The organism is Thioclava sp. 'Guangxiensis' (assembly GCF_045348365.1).
In the GTDB taxonomy this organism is placed as follows: Bacteria; Pseudomonadota; Alphaproteobacteria; order Rhodobacterales; family Rhodobacteraceae; genus Thioclava; species Thioclava kandeliae.
Window position 1 is genome coordinate 564056 of the sequence record NZ_CP155823.1, and the last position, 15873, is coordinate 579928.

Here is a 15873-nt window from a genome sequence, read left to right on the forward strand (position 1 = left end):
CATGCATATTCTGATAATCGGCGCCGCCGGTATGGTCGGGCGCAAGCTGACGGCAAAACTTCTGACAACCGGCCATCTCGGCGGAACGCTCATCCAGCGGATGGATCTGGTCGATGTCATCCCCCCGCATGAGCCGCAAAGCGAGATCGATATCCACTGCGAGGCCGCGGATCTGTCTACCCCCCATACGGCACCCGCGCTGATCGCCCGCCGCCCCGATGTGATCTTCCACCTCGCGGCCATTGTCTCGGGCGAGGCGGAGGCCGATTTCGACAAGGGATACCGCATAAATCTCGACGGCACCCGCGCCCTGTTCGAGGCGATCCGTCATACGCAAAGCTACTGCCCGCGTGTGGTCTTTGCCTCCTCGATCGCGGTGGTGGGGGCACCGCTGCCCTATCCTATCCCAGATGACTTCCACTACACCCCGCTTACCAGCTATGGAACCCAGAAAGCCATCTGCGAGCTACTGCTGGCGGATTATACGCGGCGCGGGATCCTTGACGGTGTGGGCCTGCGCCTGCCCACGATCTGCATCCGTCCGGGCGCGCCCAACAAAGCGGCCTCGGGCTTCTTCTCGGGCATCCTGCGCGAGCCTCTCGTCGGCAAGGACGCCGTGCTTCCGGTCCCCGACACCATCCGCCACTGGCATGCCTCGCCGCGCTCGGCCGTGGGGTTCATGCTCCATGCTGCCAGCATGGACACCGCGGCCATTGGTCCGCGGCGCAATCTCTCAATGCCCGGTGTCTCGGCCACGGTCGCCGAACAGATAGAAGCCCTGCGCCGCATTGCGGGCGACACTGCGGTCAAACTGATCCGGCGCGTCCCCGATCCCGCGATTACCGCCATGTGCGAGGGCTGGGCTCCGGGGTTCGAGGCCAGCCGCGCCCGCGCTCTGGGCTTTCGCGCCGAGAGTGACTTCACCCAGATTATCAAGGCCCATATCGAGGACGAGCTGGAGGGGGTCCAATGACGATCGCTTTTCTGGGGACCGGCCTGATGGGCGCGCCGATGGTGCGCTGCCTGCTGCGCGCGGGGCATCATGTCACCGTCTGGAACCGCGCGCCGGAAAAGGCGGCGGCGCTGGTCGAGGACGGCGCGCGGCACGCACAGACGCCGCGCGAGGCCGTGGCACGGGCCGAGCTGGTCTTTACGATGCTTAGCGACGGTGCGGCGGTGGACGATGTGCTGTTTGTCCAAGGGGGCCTGCCGCAAAAAGGGGCCACATTTGTCGATTGTTCCTCGATTGCGCCCGACGTCGCGCGCGCGCACGCCCGACGGCTGGCGCAAGCGGGGATCGACTATGTGGATTGCCCTGTCTCTGGCGGCGTCGATGGCGCGCGTGCGGGCACATTGGCGCTTATGGCCGGTGGGTCCGCCGACAGCATCGCCCGTATCGCACCGGTCATGGCCGCGCTCGGCAGGTTGACCCATGTCGGGCCCACCGGTGCGGGGCAGGTGTGCAAACTGGCCAACCAGCAGATTGTCGCCATCACCATCGGCGCCCTTGCCGAGGCAATGGTGATGGTCGGGGCCGCCGGCGCGAACCGCGCCCGTTTCCGCGATGCCATTCGTGGCGGCTTTGCCGAAAGCCGTATTCTGGAGCTGCATGGCCAGCGGATGATCGACCGTGATTTTACCCCCGGAGGCCCCTCCCGGTTACAACTGAAAGACCTTGACGGGGTGCTAAGTCAGGCCGCCACCCATGCGCTGGACCTGCCCCTTTCAAAGGAGATCCGGCGCCTGTTTGCGCAATTCGTCGCACAGGGCCATGCTGAGACGGACCATTCAGGCCTGCTGATGCATCTCGAGGCGCTGAATGCCTGCGACCCTGTGGAGGAGACACAATGACCAAGACCCCGCCCAAACCCCGTCTGCGCTCGCAGGACTGGTTCGACAATCCCGACCATGCCGATATGACGGCGCTCTATCTCGAGCGTTTCATGAATTATGGCACCACCCCCGAGGAGCTGCGCGCGGGACGCCCGATCATCGGGATCGCACAATCCGGCAGCGACCTCAGCCCCTGCAACCGCCACCATCTGGATCTGGCCAAACGGGTGCGCGACGGCATCCGCGATGCCGGCGGTATCCCGATCGAGTTTCCAACCCACACCCTATTCGAGAACTGCAAGCGTCCCACGGCCGCGCTGGACCGCAATCTGGCCTATCTGGGACTTGTCGAGCTGCTTTACGGCTATCCTTTTGACGGGGTGGTGCTGACCACCGGCTGCGACAAGACCACGCCTTCGGCATTGATGGCGGCGGCCACGGTCGACATTCCGGCCATCGTGCTGTCGGGCGGGCCCATGCTCGATGGCTGGCACGAGGGCGATCTGGTGGGCTCGGGCACCGTCATCTGGCGCTCGCGGCGCAAATATGGCGCAGGCGAGATCACCCGCGAGGAGTTTCTGGAAACCGCTCTGGAAAGTGCTCCCTCGGTGGGTCACTGTAACACCATGGGCACGGCCTCCACGATGAACGCGATTGCCGAGGCGCTTGGCATGTCGCTGACGGGCTGCGCCGCGATCCCTGCCGCCTATCGCGAGCGCGGACAGATGGCCTATCGCACCGGCAAACGCGCGGTCGAGCTGGTTCACGAGGATCTGCGCCCCTCCGATATCATGACACGGCCCGCTTTCCTGAACGCGATCCGCGTGAATGCGGCAATCGGTGGCTCGACCAATGCCCAGCCCCATATCGCGGCCATGGCCAAACATGCGGGCGTCGAGATCACCGCCAAGGATTGGCAGACCTACGGCTATGACATTCCGCTTCTGGCCAATGTGCAGCCTGCGGGCAAATATCTGGGCGAGCGGTTCCACCGTGCAGGCGGGGTGCCAGCAATCATGTGGGAGCTAATGGGGGCGGGCAAGCTGGACCTCTCGTGCCGGACGGTCACGGGCCAAAATATGGGCGCGAATCTCGAGGGCCGTCAGAGTTCGGACCGCGAGGTCATCCTGCCCTATGGCGCACCGATGATGGAGCGCGCGGGGTTCTTTGTCCTCACGGGAAATCTCTTCGATTTCGCGATCATGAAGACCAGCGTGATCTCCGAGGACTTCCGCCGGCGGTATCTGACGACCCCCGGCTCGGAGGGGGTCTTCGAGGGCACGGCCTTCGTCTTCGACGGCTCGGAGGATTACCATGCGCGCATCAATGATCCCGCGCTGGACATCGACGAACACTCCATACTTGTGATCCGCGGCGCAGGGCCACTGGGTTGGCCCGGCTCGGCGGAGGTGGTCAATATGCAGCCGCCGGACCGGCTTCTGAAACGCGGCATAACCTCTCTGCCGACACTTGGCGACGGGCGGCAATCGGGCACCGCCGATAGCCCCTCGATCCTCAATGCCTCGCCCGAAAGCGCGGCGGGCGGCGGGCTGGCCTGGATCCGCACGGGCGACCGGCTGCGCATCGATCTGACCGGAGGACGCTGCGATATGCTGGTCTCCGATGCCGAACTGGACCGGCGCAAGGCGGAAGGGCTACCGAAGGTGCCCCCCTCGGCCACCCCATGGCAACAGCTCTATCGCGAGACGGTCACCCAGATGCAGGATGGCGCCACCATCCGCGGAGCCGAGAAATTTCGCGCGATCTCGCGCAAACTCCCGCGCCACAACCACTGACCCGTCGCACCTGCCCCCTTCGGGCAGGCGCTTCACCCAAAAGGCCATCCGTCCTTACCAGACCGCGCGAGGCGAGCCGGCAGACCTGAGCCGACGGATGTTCCGCGGCGCAGGGTCCATCTCCCGAATTCCGCATCACCTTTCCCCTTCAGCCCATGGACAGGACGATCTTGCCGCGCGTGCGTCCGGCTTCCGGTAACTCCAGAGCCTGCCGGACCACTGCCAAACGGAAGATCCGCTCCACATAGGGCGTGACCGTTCCGGCCTCGACAAGGGCCGTGATCCGTTCGGGCGACCGCGCGATATCCGTCGCAGGGACGACGCGAGAGTCCGAGAAGGCACCGATTCTGATCATTCCGTAAACCGTGTCGCCGCAGGCGAAGCCCGTAATGCCCTCGGCAGTCTCCTCGATGATCCAAAAAACTCACTGCCCAGACGGAGAAGAAGCGTCATTCCCTCCTTGTGCCATCGCCATTGCAGATCTTCCCGTCAACGGGACTGCCCCCCGCCGCAATGACACGGTCAAACACGTCACCCGTATCCTGTGGGCAGTCTCGGAACTCGGACACGGCAAGGCCATCTTGCCAGTCGCGGGAAAGGCCGTGTTTTCGTGCACTGCGGCATTCTCCCGCGCTTTGCGTCAAATGGTGTCCAAGACGCCAAGCGAATTTCTCCTGTCCTGCCAGCAGCCTACACCTTTCCCCATGATGGACAGCGTCTGCGGGTCACGCGGTTGCCGCGCTTCCTATGTCCTGCAGGCGGGTAAAGACCCCGAAACGGGCGGTATGACGCGCGAAGGCCTCCATATCGGGCTGGTTCACGCTGCCGCTGCGCGACATCGACTGCATAACCGTCTCCGTATCGGCATGGACGCCCCCCGCCAGCGCCCCCAGCATCGCCGCCCCGAGAAGCACCGGCTCCTCCGTTTCGGGGGCAATCACGGGTTTGCCGGTGGTATCGGCAAGGATCTGGCGCACCAGCGGATGTCGCCCCGCTCCGCCGCTAATCGCGATACGCTCCACCTTGGCACCGAGAGCGTCCTGCGCCTCGATGATCTGGCGCAGCCCGTAGCCCAGGCCGCAAAGCGTCGCGAGATAGAGCGCCAGCAGGCTTTCCAGCCCCCGATCCATGCCGATCCCCATGACCGTCGCGCGACGATGCGGGTTGGCATGCGGTGCACGATTGCCCAGCACCTCGGGCACCACATGCAGCCCCGCCACCAGATCGAGAACCGGCCTGTCGCCGAGTTGCGCGGCCAGCCACGCGGGCAAGGACTGGCCACAAGCTGCGGCCTGCCGATGCGCTTCGGGCGCATAGGGATGGTGATCCAGCAGCTGGTCCACCGCCGCTCCGGCCGCGCTCTGCCCGCCTTCGTTCAACCACATACCCGGCACCATCGCCGAATGATACGGCCCCCAGACCCCCGGCACAAAGGCCGGATCGCGGGTGGTCGTCATGGTGCAGGAAGAGGTGCCGAAGACATAGGCCAGATCGGCGGTCGGATCCCCCGCAGTGCCGACGGTGCCAAGCCCGCCCGCATGCGCATCGATCAGCCCCGCGCCGACGGGGATTCCCTCGGGCAGCCCCATCTCCCGCGCCGCCGCAGCGGTCAGCCCCTGACCGAGCGCTGTTCCGACAGGTACCACGCGCCGACCGATCCGGTCAAACCCGTCCGCACAAAGATCGGCCAGTCCGATCTGCTCGAAATAACTCGCATCCCATCGGTTCTCATGGCCCAGATAGGTCCACTTGCAGGTCACCGTGCAGATGGAGCGCGCAAGATCACCGGAGGCGCGCCATGTCAGGAAGTCGGTAAGATCCATGAACTGCCATGCCTGCGCATAGATCTCCGGCATGTTCTCCTTGAGCCAGAGGAGCTTCGGCGTTTCCATCTCGGGCGAGATGATGCCGCCGACATAATCGAGGACCCGATGTCCCGAGGCGTTGATACGCTCGGCCTGCCCGGTGGCGCGGTGATCCATCCAGACGATGATGTTGCGGTCCTGCGCAACCGGGAGCGGCACGCCGCCCGCCCCGAGGATCACAAGCGAACAGGTCGCATCGAATCCGATGCCGCCGACGGTTGCGGGGTCGATACCCGAGGCTTCAACGGCCCCGCGCACCGCGCCGCAGACCGCGCGCCAGATATCATCCGAGGATTGCTCGACGCGGTTGCCCTGCCCCTTCCAGAGCGCGATCTCCTGCACGGATGTGCCTTTGAGAGCGCCCCGCAGATCGAAGACACCCGCGCGCGCCGAGCCCGTTCCCACGTCTATGCCGATCAGATGCATCTTACAGATCCACGCTATTGGGAAGGATCACCATGTCGCGGATGACGACACCTTTCTTACGGGTCAGCATGAAGACAACGGCTTCCGCCACCTCCTCGGGCTGCATGAGGGACCCGTTGGCCAATGCCTCGTCCATCTTTTCCTGCGGCCAGTCATCGAGCAATGCGGTCACCACGGGACCGGGCAGGACGGCCCCCATCCGGATGCCATGCGGCGCGACCTGACGACGGGTGGAATGCAAGAACGCCTGCACGGCGAATTTGGACGCGGTATAGACCGGCTCCCAGACCACGGGGATGACACCTGCCACAGAAGAGGTGAACAGGATGTCCCCCGATTTCCGTTCGATCATGCCGGGAAGGACGGCATTCACACAACGGAATGCCGCGTTGATATTGAGATTGAGCATCCGGTCCCAGGCATCCGGATCACCTTCGGCTGCGGCACCACCGACATAGGCGCCGGCATTGGCATGGAAGATGTCAAGCGGCCCTACCCGTGCTTCGATCTGCGGCACCATTGCCGAGACGGCCTGCCCGTCGAAGAGATCGAGCACCAGCGGGTGGGCCCTGTCTCCCAGCGCCTCGCAGAGCTGGGACAGCTTCTCGGCGTCACGGTCGATCAGGACGACGCTGGCCCCCTCGTCCAGAAGGCCCTTGGCGCAGGCAAGTCCGATACCGGACGCCGCGCCGGTAATCGCTGCTGTTTTGTTTTCGAGTTTCATGTCGGATCCTTAGGCACGGCCATGCGAGGCACGGGAGCGGCGGGCGAGGCTATCGACGATCACGGCGATGGCCAGCACGGCCCCCGTAATCATGTAGCGCAGGCTCGACGAGAGGTTGAGAAGGGTCAGGCCGTTGGAGATCGCCTGGATGACGATGATCCCGAAAAGCGCCGACCAGGCGGAGCCCCTGCCCCCGAACAGCGACGTGCCCCCGATGACCGCGGCCGCGATCGCGTTGAGGTTCACATCGCCGGTTCCGGCCTGCTGGGAGGCGGAGGCAAGGCGCGAGGCGGCGAAAACACCGCCCAGTGCCGCAAGCGAGGAGCAGGCCATGAAGGCCGACAGGCGGATCTTCTTGACGTCGATACCTGAGCGGCGCGCGGCTTCGGCATTGCCGCCGACCGCAAACATGGAACGGCCCCATTTGGTGCGGCGCAGCGCATAGTCGAGCGCGAAGACGAACAGGGTGAAGACGCCGAACATATAGGGCACGCCACGGCCCTGCTCGAGATAGGCGACGCAGGCCAGAAGCGCGACGGTGATCACCCCTGCCTTGACCAGTAGCACGGACAGGCCGGGGCTCGAGAGATTGACCGCACGGCGGCGGCGCATGGTCTTCATCCCCCCATAGAGCATCAGCGCGCCCGGCAGGATCGCCGCCAGATAGGACAACCATGCCGGCATGATGAGGATCTGGCCGAATTTCACAAGCGGCGAGGTATAGGGCAGATTGATCGAACCGGTGGCGCCAAGGAGATAGAGCTGCAATCCCAGCAGCGCCAGCAGACCCGAGAGGGTCGCCACGAAGGACGGCATCTCGAATTTGTTGCGCAGGACGCCGTAGATGAAGCCCACTGCCGCTCCTGCGAGAACCGCCCCGAGAACGGCCACCGGCATCGGAAGGCCGGAATTGACCCAGAGCACACCGGTCAGCGCCGAGGCAAGGCCCGACATCGACCCAATAGACAGATCTATCTCGCCCAGCAGCAGCACGCAGACCACGCCAAGCGAGATCAGCCCGATAGCGGCGGCATCGAATAGCAGGTTCACGAGATTGTTCGGTGCCAGAAACACCGGATTCAATGTGCTGAAGACTAATGTGATCAGCACCAGTCCCGAAAGGACAGGCAGCATCCCCAGATCGCCGGAGCGGACCCGGTCGATGAAGGCGCGACCCGCGCCCGCGAGGCCCTCGTCATGGCGCACGCGCGTATCGGCGCGGTCGAGCTGTGCATTGCTCATGCGATTTCTCCCTGCTTGCGGGCCATACGGCGCGAGACAGAATTCTCGGAGGCGCCGGTGATCGCCGCGACCAGATCCTGATGCGAGGTCTGTGCGGTGAACACACCGTTGTTCTCGCCAAGGCGCAGCACGACGATCCGGTCGGCCACCGCGCGCACATCCTCCATGTTATGCGAGATGAGGATCACCCCGTGCCCCCTGTCACGCACCCGCTCGATCAGGTTCAGCACCTCGGCGGTCTGGGCGACACCCAGTGTTGCGGTCGGCTCGTCCAGCATGATGATCTTGGGGTCGAGCAGCAGCGAGCGCGCGATGGCCACCGTCTGTCTCTGGCCGCCAGAGAGCGAGGCGATCGGTTCGCGCACCGAGGGGATACGCGCGGCCAGTTCCTGCAGCAATGTCCAGGCGCGGACTTCCATCTCGACCTCGTCGAGCGCCCAGGGGCCCTTCTCGTGCCCGAGAAAGAGGTTCGCCACCACATCGAGATTCTCGCAAAGGGCGAGATCCTGAAAGACGGTGGCAATTCCCAGTTCCAGCGCGGTGCCGGGGCTATCGAGCGTCACCGGCCTGCCACACCATTCGATGCTCCCGCTGGTGGGCTGGTGCACACCCGCCAGAACCTTGATCAGCGTGGATTTCCCCGCGCCATTGTCGCCCACGAGCGCCACCACTTCGCCCGCATGAACGTCGAGTTCGATATCGTGAAGCGCGGTCACCGCGCCGAACTGCTTGGTCACGCCGCGCAGCTTCAGGATGAGATCACCCTTGTGCATATCCAGTCTCCTCCCTTGAAAGCCGGGGGCGGGTCTCCGCCCCCGGCAGCCGCTTATTCGAGACCCAGCTTTGCGCAGGGTTCGGCATATTCACCGGTGCAGACTTCGGCGGCGGTCTGGATGCCCTTGTCGAAGATCTCCGCCTTGATGTTCTCCTGCGTCACCACGGCGGGGACAAAGAGCTGCGACGGCGTGTCATAGAGTTCGGTCGTCGCATCGGGTGTCTCGCCCCTCACGAGTTTCATCGCCACCCCGGCGGCGGCTTCGGCCACGATTTCGGAGGGTTTGGAAATGGTGTTGTATTGATCGCCCGCAATGATGAGCTGCAGTGCCGCGATGGTCGCGTCATTGCCGGTCACCGGCGGCAGCGGGCTGACGCCCGCGGCCTTCATCGCGGCGATCGCCCCACCGGCAGTGCCGTCATTGGCCGCCACGATCCCTTTGATCTCGTCTCCGAAACGGGTGATCTGGCCAGCCGCCCATTCCTGCGCCTTGGGCGGCGCCCAATCCGGCGTATCGAATTCGGACAGGGTCTTATAGGCGGAATTGTCGAGCGCGCTGTCGATCCCGTCGCGGATCAGTCCTGCGGCGGCATCGGTCGGAGAACCGTTGATCTGCAGCACCCCCTCGCCCTCCGGGACCCCCTCGGCCTTCAGATGATCCACCAGCGATTGCGCGATCGCCCGGCCGATGCCCTCATTGTCGAAGGACACATAGAAATCCGCCGGAACATCGGGGATCGGGCGGTCATAGGCGACGACCTTCACATCCTGACTATGGGCGATCTGGACCAGCGTCGCGGCAGCCGAACTATCGACCGGATCAAGAACGACCACCGAGGCGCCTTGCGCGATGACCGAGTTGAATTGCTGCTGCTGGAGCGAGACGTCGCCATTGGCGTTCTGGTAGATCACCTTGCACTCGGCACAGAGCTTGTCCATCGCGGCCTGGAAACCGGGATAGTCATGCTGCTCGTAGCGGGTGGATGCCTGATCGGGCATCAGAAAGGCCACGGTGGCTTCGGCATGGGCGGCATGGGCCGCAGCGACCGCAAGTGCGGATGCGGCGAAAATACGGAATTTGGTCATGTTACTCCTCCTGTCAGACCGGCCTTCCGGATGATGCACAAGACAACTTGGGCCCCCGACAGACATCGCAGGACACATAGCTGATCCCCATGCGCCACCTTCGGGCGCTCTTTCGATAGAGCATCCTCTCCTCAAGATGCTCAACCGATGGAGCATCATTGCCATTGCGCATCAGAGCTGTCAACATCCGTCAACGGGACGTACACGCGGGAGATGGGCAGGATGTCAGCCAGCAACGCCAATTCTGCAAGGCGGACAACGATCTACGATCTGGCCGAGATCGTCGGAACCTCACCCACAGCGGTGTCCTCTGTGCTGAACGGATCGTGGAAGAAGCGCCGAATCAGCCAGAATCTGGCCGATCGCGTCCTGCGCGCGGCCGAGGAGCAGGGCTATGCGGTCAATATTCAGGCAAGTGTCCTGCGGCGCGACAAATCCAAGATCGTCGGCATGGTCGTGCCGAAATACGACAACCGTTTCTTCGGCGCGATCGCCGAGCAATTCGAGGAAGCCGCGCGGGCGACGGGGCTCTTCCCTGTCATCACCTGCACACAGCGCGACCCCGATCTGGAGATCGAGGCTGCAAGGGGGCTGCTTTCCTATCAGGTGGATCGCCTCGTTGCCTGTGGCAGCACCAATCCGGACCGCATCGCGGAACTATGTGCCGCAAATGGCGTGCCGACAATCAATCTCGATCTGCCGGGCAGCCTGGCCCCCTCCATCATATCCGACAGCTACGCGGGCGCCTTCAGCCTGACCAATGCCATCCTCGATGCCTGCAAAAGGGATCTCGGCATATGTGAGGCCTTGGTGTTTATCGGCGGGCGGCTGGACGATCATAACACGCGGGAACGGCGGCGTGGCTTCCTCGATGCGCATGCCGCACGAGGGCTCGACGTGCCAGCGGAGCATATACTGACGCCCGGCTATGCACCGCTGAAAGCGCGTCGGGTCTTGGAAGATCTCCCCTCGCGGCCGCACGGGCTCTTTGTGAATTCGACCATTACCCTTGAAGGGGTGGTGCATTGGATGCAGGCACTACCACCACCGGAGGCAGCCGCCATCCGTTATGGCACCTTCGACTACGATCCGTTTGCCGCATTGCTGCCGCAGAATGTCGGCATGATCGAACAGGATGTGCCCAACCTGATCGCCCGCCTGATGGCCCAGATGGAGGAAGCTCCGGCCGCGCATAAACTCATCAAGGTGCCCTGCAAACTCCATCTGAGATGACACAGCGTAGACCCGGCCCGATCGAACAGGCGCCGATCAAACCATAAGTCGCCGCGGGTCATGGCGCCATGTCGGGACAGGCGGTTTCCCTCCGCCTCCCCTGCTCCCACAATCGCATCCGAGAAAGCGCTGCCATCAACTGTTGAGCCAGACATATTCCGAGAATGCGTAGCCGTTCAATCCGCCCAAGGGGTTGGGCTCCAACCCGCCGAGCCGGTCGGTATAGGCGTCGATATTGCTCATATAGGCCGGAATGATCGTCCCTGCCTGCTGCGCGACCATCTCCTGCAGATCCCAGTAGATCTCGGTGCGCTTGCTTTCGTCGGTCAAACCGCGCGCCTCTTTCAGAAGACTGTCAAAACGGGAGGAGATATAGCGGCTCTCGTTCCAGGGCGCGTCCGAGCTGTAAAGCAATGAGAAGAGGATATCGGGTGTGGGCCGCGGGTTGATATGCCCGAAATGGACTGGCGCCTTGAGCCAGTAATTCGACCAGTAGCCATCCGCGGGCACCTGATCGATCCTGATATTCATCCCGATCCCTGCCCCTGCCTGCTGGATGAGCGTCGCCATATCGACCGAGGACGCGGCGGCCTCCGAGGCCACAATCGGGATTTCGACCCCCAACAGGCCCGCCTTATCGAAGGCTGCCTTGGCACGGTCGGGATCGAATTCCGCAGGTTTCAACTCGGTGTTGTAATAGCGGCTGGCCGGCGAGACGGGCTGGTCATTGCCGATATCGGCAAAGCCGCGCAGCACGGATTTCTGGATCGCCTCGCGATTGACCAGATGCTTCATGCCTTCGATGAAACCCGCCTTCGACCCTGGATCAAGGTCCATACGCATATTGAGATCGGTGTAATTGCCAGCGGTCGTGGTCAGCGTCGAGATACCGTCCCGTCCCTCGAGCGTCCGCATGGCACGCGGGTTGATCTTGGCCGCGATCTGGATATCGCCCGACATCAGCGCATTGAGGCGCGCGCTGGCATCGGCGATCGCGAAGAACTCGACACTGTCGAGATAGGGGCCTTCGGATTTGAAGTAGCTGTCGTTACGCTGCCCGACAGAGCGCACGCCCGGCTCGAAGACCTCGCAGGTAAAGGGACCGGTTCCGTTGGCTGTGGTGAAGTCGGTCGTTCCATCCGCGATGATGGCGAAATGATGGAGCCCGAGGATCGTGGGCAGGTCGGCATTGGGCTCGGCCAGCACGATCCGGACGCCGAGTGCTCCGGTGGCCGAGATCTCGACCATCTGCTTGGCAATCGCATTGACCTTGGAGCCGACCTCCGGATCCAGATGGCGCTGGAGCGAATAGACCACATCCTCCGCACCAAAGCTCTTGCCGTTGTGGAACGTGACACCCTTGCGCAGAGTGATCTGCCATGTCTGGGCATCTGGTGTCTCGATGCTCTCGGCCAGTTCCATCTGCGGCACGCCCGCGCGGTCGATGAAGGTCAGCCGGTTATAGAATGTGCAGGCGCGGACATAATCGGTCGTGTTCGAGCCCTTGGCCGGATCGAGCGTATCGGCAATCGAGGCCGACCAGCCTGCCGCTTTCAGATGGCCACCGCGCATGGGGGTTGCGGCATTCGCGCGCCCTGCAAGGCCTAAAAGTGTGCCGCCCGCGCTCAGGCCAACGCCTGCGACCATCAGCATATGCAGAAGCTCACGCCGCGTAGCGCCTTGCCGCAATGCGCCCTCCAGCAGGCGGCTATCACGATCTGTCCAGTTTGTCGGTCGTTCGGTCGTCATATCTGTCTCCCTGTGAGGAACTATATCCGAGGATCATGGTTTGGCGGGGTGATCTGGTGCCACCTTCCGCCATTCTCTTTGTCGTTAGAAGCCGAGCCGGTCGAGGGTCTCGTAGCCCGCCGTGACCGCCCTGACCCCGATGGAGCGGAACGCGAAGAACGGCACTTTGGGGAGGGTGTCCCGCGCCACAAGCCCCAGATCCGGCGCCTCGCCCAGGAACCTGCGCGCCATACAATGCCCGACATAGCCCGACATCGCGACACCCGCGCCGTTGAAGCCCGCCGCGAAGTGCTGGCGTCGCGTAAGTGCCCCCGCCATCGGTAAGGCATCGAAGGTCAACGCAACATGGCCGGACCAGCGGTGGGTCACCGGATGCCCCTCAAGCTGCGGAAAAATCGCGCGCATCGCGCTTTCCAGCCGCGCGAAGGCCGCAGGGGCGTCCACCGCGCCAAGCGCACCGCGTCCGCCAAAGATCAGCCTGTCGCCCTCGCGCCGGAACCAGCGCATCATCCGCCGAGTCTCGGTATAGCTACGGGCATTGGCACAGATCTCCTCGGACATTGTGGCAGGCAAAGGCGCCGTGGCCACCATCGCCGAGCGGAACGGTACGACCGACCGGCGCAATGGTGCCGTGACGCGACTGATGGAGGAATAGGCATCGGTCGCATAGAGCACATGATCGGCACGGATCTCGCCGTTCGGGAGTGTCGCTCGGAGAGATCCGGTGGCTTCCTCGACCTCCAGCACAGGGCTTCGGGCATAGAGCCGCACGCCGGCCCTTACCGCCGCCTGCGCCAGTCCGTGCAGATAGTCGAGTGGACGGATCGTGCCCCCTTGCGGCGCAAGCACTCCGCCGCAGAAATCCGTGCTGCCGGTTTCGCGTTGCATCTCCTGACGGTCGAGCAATGCGAGACCGCTCACGCCCAGTTCGGCCTTCTGCCATTCGGCATCCCGCGCCAGCGCCTCGAATGCGCGCGCGGTATGGGCACAGCGCAGCGCGCCGTGACGCGCGTAATGCGCCCCGATATCATACCTCTCGAGCGTCTCCTCGAGATAGGCCACCGACCTGTCGGCGATCTCGTGCATTCTGCGGGCTGTCGCGATCCCGTGGCTCTGGGCCAGAGCACTATAGGATATGCGGAACTTCGCGTTCACCACGCCCCCATTGCGCCCCGAGCCGCCCGTGCCTAAGGGCCCCGCCTCTGCCACGATCACGGTCTTGCCCGCCCGCGCAAGGGTCAGGGCCGCATGAAGCCCCGCATAGCCCCCGCCCACCACCAGCACCTCGGCGCGATCGGAGACGGCAAGCGACGGATACTCTGGCGCGGCAGGAGCAAGCTCCTCCCAGAGCGAGGGCGCTTTGGGAGGAACCGAGACAGTATCGCGCCCGTTCACTTGGCGAAGGCGGCATCGACCGCATCGGCCAGATCCGCAAGCGAATGGAGATGCAGATCGGGTTCGGTATATTCGGCCGGATCGGGCGAGCCGCCGTAACCTTCCTGATCGAAGCGCCGCTGGATCCAGCAGGTCTTGTAGCCGAGTGCCTTCGCCACGCCGATATCATGATGCTGGCTTTGAGCCACATGCAGGATCTCGTCCTGTTTGATCCCGAGCACCGAAGCACGGCCACGGCTATAGTCGAAGACGCGCGGATCCGGCTTGGGGACGCCCGCATCGTCACAGGTAATGGCGTCATGGAAGGGCAGCCCCAGCGTCCAGTGATAGGCGCTGAAGGCGGTGCGATCGGCATTGGTCATCGCGCACAAACGAAAACGCGCCCGCAGACGCCCGAGCGCCTCGGGCGCATCGGGGAAAGCAGGAAGCTGCAACAGCCGCAACTGGAACAGCTCCGCATTACGGTGCGCCGTTTCGAGCCCTAGCACCTTGGCCATATGAAGATAGACATCGCCAAAGGCTTCGCTGGTGCGGCCATGATGGATGTCACGCGCCTGCACATAGGGTTTGAAAATCTCGTCATCGCTCAGGCCCTTGGCCGCATCGCCGCCCAGTTCGCGGATCGCGTCGAGCACGCCTTTCTCGAAATCGATGCAGGTGCCGACCACATCGAAGGTCAACAGTTTGAAACGGGTCAGATCCATAACAGGCCTCTAATGGGATATGTGTTGACCTCATGTTGCGGTGCAATGAAGGCAAATTCAATTGAAGAAGTCTGATAACTATTATAACCTCAGATCATGGATAGTCTTCGTCGTAAATTGCCCTCAGTCGGTAGCCTTTTCATCTTCGAGGCCGCCGCGCGGCATCAGAACTTCTCGCGGGCCGCAGATGAGCTGAACGTCACGCAGCCGGCAATCAGCCGTGCGATCCATGCACTCGAGACCCATCTGGGACAGCCCCTGTTCGAACGCTCGCGCAGCGGAGCGACGCTGAGTGCCGAAGGAGCGCGTCTGGCGCAGGTTGTCGGACGATCGTTCAGCGACATCTCCGCCGAGCTCGATCGCCTGACCCGCAAGAGGGATGAGGACCGGGTGATCACGCTTTCGGTCTCGACGGCCTTCGTCGCGCATTGGCTCATGCCGCGGATCTCGGTCTTTCGGGCCGCGTTTCCGCAACTCGAACTGCGCTTCCAGCTGATTGCCGGACCGGTATCGGGCCCGATCGAGGGCGTCGATCTGGCAATGCGCTATTACGAGAGCCCGCCGGACGGGGCCCGTGTTCTCCTGCGCGAGGGATATATCGATATCTGCGCGGCCTCGATCGCACGGACCGCGCGCCATGGAACAGTGCCGCGTGTCTATCTCGAAGGCATAAGCGATCCGGCGAGCATCATCACCCCCGAGGAAAGCGACAGGACGTCGGCGCTCTCGTTTGCCGATTATTCCATTGTCGTCCAGGCAGCCTTGTCAGGTCAGGGAACTGCCACGGGGTGGCTGAACATCGTAGCACATTGGCTCGATACCGGCCTTCTCGTCCCCGTATACCCCGAGCCCGTCATGCTGACGTCGCGCCTGTGCTGTCTCCAGTTCAACGAAACCTCCGCCAGATCCCGCGCCGTTGCCGATTGGATCGAGGGACAGATGATGGCTGATTTTAAATCGCTTTCAGCGAAATACCCTGAACTGAAGCTCGAACGAATGATGATTTCGCCAGCCCGTGCCTGAGTGTGTAAGTTGATCTTCCCCC

The 15873-nt window shown here is 63.5% G+C and carries 14 protein-coding genes; 5 read left to right on the forward strand and 9 right to left on the reverse strand.

Annotated elements, in window-relative coordinates; all coding sequences use genetic code 11:
* Position 1 precedes the first annotated feature (1 nt).
* The 3 genes from denD to ABEB22_RS16055 are packed head-to-tail and all read left to right on the forward strand — an operon-like array spanning position 2 to position 3629.
* Positions 2-973 (forward strand): D-erythronate dehydrogenase, encoded by a 972-nt coding sequence (gene denD / locus ABEB22_RS16045; RefSeq protein ID WP_349295402.1) that lies wholly within the window; start codon positions 2-4, stop codon positions 971-973.
* Positions 970-1851 carry an NAD(P)-dependent oxidoreductase gene (locus tag ABEB22_RS16050; protein ID WP_349295403.1) on the forward strand — a complete coding sequence of 294 codons (882 nt, stop codon included), beginning with the start codon at positions 970-972 and terminating at the stop codon, positions 1849-1851. Before denD ends, ABEB22_RS16050 begins: the two co-directional genes overlap by 4 nt.
* A complete protein-coding gene (locus ABEB22_RS16055) occupies positions 1848-3629 on the forward strand; it encodes an IlvD/Edd family dehydratase (RefSeq protein ID WP_349295404.1) in 1782 nt (593 codons plus the stop codon). The genes ABEB22_RS16050 and ABEB22_RS16055 overlap by 4 nt, the downstream gene beginning before the upstream one ends.
* A gap of 148 nt (positions 3630-3777) precedes the next feature.
* Here the strand turns inward: ABEB22_RS16055 and ABEB22_RS16060 are convergent, their stop codons facing one another.
* The 6 genes from ABEB22_RS16060 to ABEB22_RS16085 all read right to left on the reverse strand — a co-directional run bounded on the left by ABEB22_RS16060 (position 3778) and on the right by ABEB22_RS16085 (position 9747).
* Positions 3778-3984, reverse strand: a complete 207-nt coding sequence (locus ABEB22_RS16060; RefSeq protein WP_349295405.1) for a zinc-binding dehydrogenase — start codon at positions 3982-3984, stop codon at positions 3778-3780.
* A gap of 370 nt (positions 3985-4354) precedes the next feature.
* Complete coding sequence (locus ABEB22_RS16065) at positions 4355-5920, reverse strand: FGGY-family carbohydrate kinase (protein ID WP_349295406.1); 1566 nt, start codon at positions 5918-5920, stop codon at positions 4355-4357.
* A 1-nt stretch (position 5921) separates the two neighbouring features.
* The gene (locus ABEB22_RS16070; protein WP_339114652.1) at positions 5922-6644 is read right to left on the reverse strand and encodes an SDR family oxidoreductase; all 723 of its coding nucleotides are present in this window, start codon (positions 6642-6644) and stop codon (positions 5922-5924) included.
* A 9-nt stretch (positions 6645-6653) separates the two neighbouring features.
* Entirely contained in the window at positions 6654-7886 is a 1233-nt protein-coding gene (locus ABEB22_RS16075) for an ABC transporter permease subunit (RefSeq protein ID WP_349295407.1), read from the reverse strand.
* Positions 7883-8659: an ATP-binding cassette domain-containing protein gene (locus ABEB22_RS16080; RefSeq protein ID WP_349295408.1), complete on the reverse strand. Its 777-nt coding sequence runs from the start codon at positions 8657-8659 to the stop codon at positions 7883-7885. The genes ABEB22_RS16075 and ABEB22_RS16080 overlap by 4 nt, the downstream gene beginning before the upstream one ends.
* Positions 8660-8712: 53 nt before the next feature.
* On the reverse strand, positions 8713-9747 hold the full coding sequence (locus ABEB22_RS16085; RefSeq protein WP_349295409.1) for a sugar ABC transporter substrate-binding protein: 1035 nt from the start codon (positions 9745-9747) through the stop codon (positions 8713-8715).
* Between the two features lie 222 nt (positions 9748-9969).
* On the opposite strand from ABEB22_RS16085, the gene ABEB22_RS16090 reads away from it, so the two are divergent.
* Positions 9970-10980 carry a LacI family DNA-binding transcriptional regulator gene (locus tag ABEB22_RS16090; protein WP_349295410.1) on the forward strand — a complete coding sequence of 337 codons (1011 nt, stop codon included), beginning with the start codon at positions 9970-9972 and terminating at the stop codon, positions 10978-10980.
* Between the two features lie 135 nt (positions 10981-11115).
* Here the strand turns inward: ABEB22_RS16090 and ABEB22_RS16095 are convergent, their stop codons facing one another.
* The 3 genes from ABEB22_RS16095 to ABEB22_RS16105 form a co-directional block, all read right to left on the reverse strand.
* Complete coding sequence (locus ABEB22_RS16095) at positions 11116-12729, reverse strand: ABC transporter substrate-binding protein (RefSeq protein ID WP_349295411.1); 1614 nt, start codon at positions 12727-12729, stop codon at positions 11116-11118.
* 84 nt (positions 12730-12813) lie between these two features.
* Positions 12814-14124 (reverse strand): FAD-binding oxidoreductase, encoded by a 1311-nt coding sequence (locus tag ABEB22_RS16100; RefSeq protein ID WP_339114658.1) that lies wholly within the window; start codon positions 14122-14124, stop codon positions 12814-12816.
* A complete protein-coding gene (locus ABEB22_RS16105; RefSeq protein ID WP_349295412.1) occupies positions 14121-14828 on the reverse strand; it encodes an HAD-IA family hydrolase in 708 nt (235 codons plus the stop codon). Before ABEB22_RS16105 ends, ABEB22_RS16100 begins: the two co-directional genes overlap by 4 nt.
* 96 nt (positions 14829-14924) lie before the next feature.
* Between ABEB22_RS16105 and ABEB22_RS16110 the strand changes: the two genes are divergently transcribed.
* Positions 14925-15851 carry a LysR family transcriptional regulator gene (locus ABEB22_RS16110; protein ID WP_349295413.1) on the forward strand — a complete coding sequence of 309 codons (927 nt, stop codon included), beginning with the start codon at positions 14925-14927 and terminating at the stop codon, positions 15849-15851.
* Positions 15852-15873: the final 22 nt, after the last annotated feature.

Coding starts and splice junctions, on each gene's coding strand:
- denD (WP_349295402.1), top strand. CDS start 2: ATGCATATTCTGATAATCGGCGCCGCCGGTATGGTCGGGCGCAAGCTG.
- ABEB22_RS16090 (WP_349295410.1), top strand. CDS start 9,970: ATGTCAGCCAGCAACGCCAATTCTGCAAGGCGGACAACGATCTACGAT.
- ABEB22_RS16085 (WP_349295409.1), bottom strand. CDS start 9,747: ATGACCAAATTCCGTATTTTCGCCGCATCCGCACTTGCGGTCGCTGCG.
- ABEB22_RS16105 (WP_349295412.1), bottom strand. CDS start 14,828: ATGGATCTGACCCGTTTCAAACTGTTGACCTTCGATGTGGTCGGCACC.
- ABEB22_RS16055 (WP_349295404.1), top strand. CDS start 1,848: ATGACCAAGACCCCGCCCAAACCCCGTCTGCGCTCGCAGGACTGGTTC.
- ABEB22_RS16070 (WP_339114652.1), bottom strand. CDS start 6,644: ATGAAACTCGAAAACAAAACAGCAGCGATTACCGGCGCGGCGTCCGGT.
- ABEB22_RS16095 (WP_349295411.1), bottom strand. CDS start 12,729: ATGACGACCGAACGACCGACAAACTGGACAGATCGTGATAGCCGCCTG.
- ABEB22_RS16060 (WP_349295405.1), bottom strand. CDS start 3,984: ATGATCAGAATCGGTGCCTTCTCGGACTCTCGCGTCGTCCCTGCGACG.
- ABEB22_RS16080 (WP_349295408.1), bottom strand. CDS start 8,659: ATGCACAAGGGTGATCTCATCCTGAAGCTGCGCGGCGTGACCAAGCAG.
- ABEB22_RS16050 (WP_349295403.1), top strand. CDS start 970: ATGACGATCGCTTTTCTGGGGACCGGCCTGATGGGCGCGCCGATGGTG.
- ABEB22_RS16110 (WP_349295413.1), top strand. CDS start 14,925: ATGGATAGTCTTCGTCGTAAATTGCCCTCAGTCGGTAGCCTTTTCATC.
- ABEB22_RS16065 (WP_349295406.1), bottom strand. CDS start 5,920: ATGCATCTGATCGGCATAGACGTGGGAACGGGCTCGGCGCGCGCGGGT.
- ABEB22_RS16075 (WP_349295407.1), bottom strand. CDS start 7,886: ATGAGCAATGCACAGCTCGACCGCGCCGATACGCGCGTGCGCCATGAC.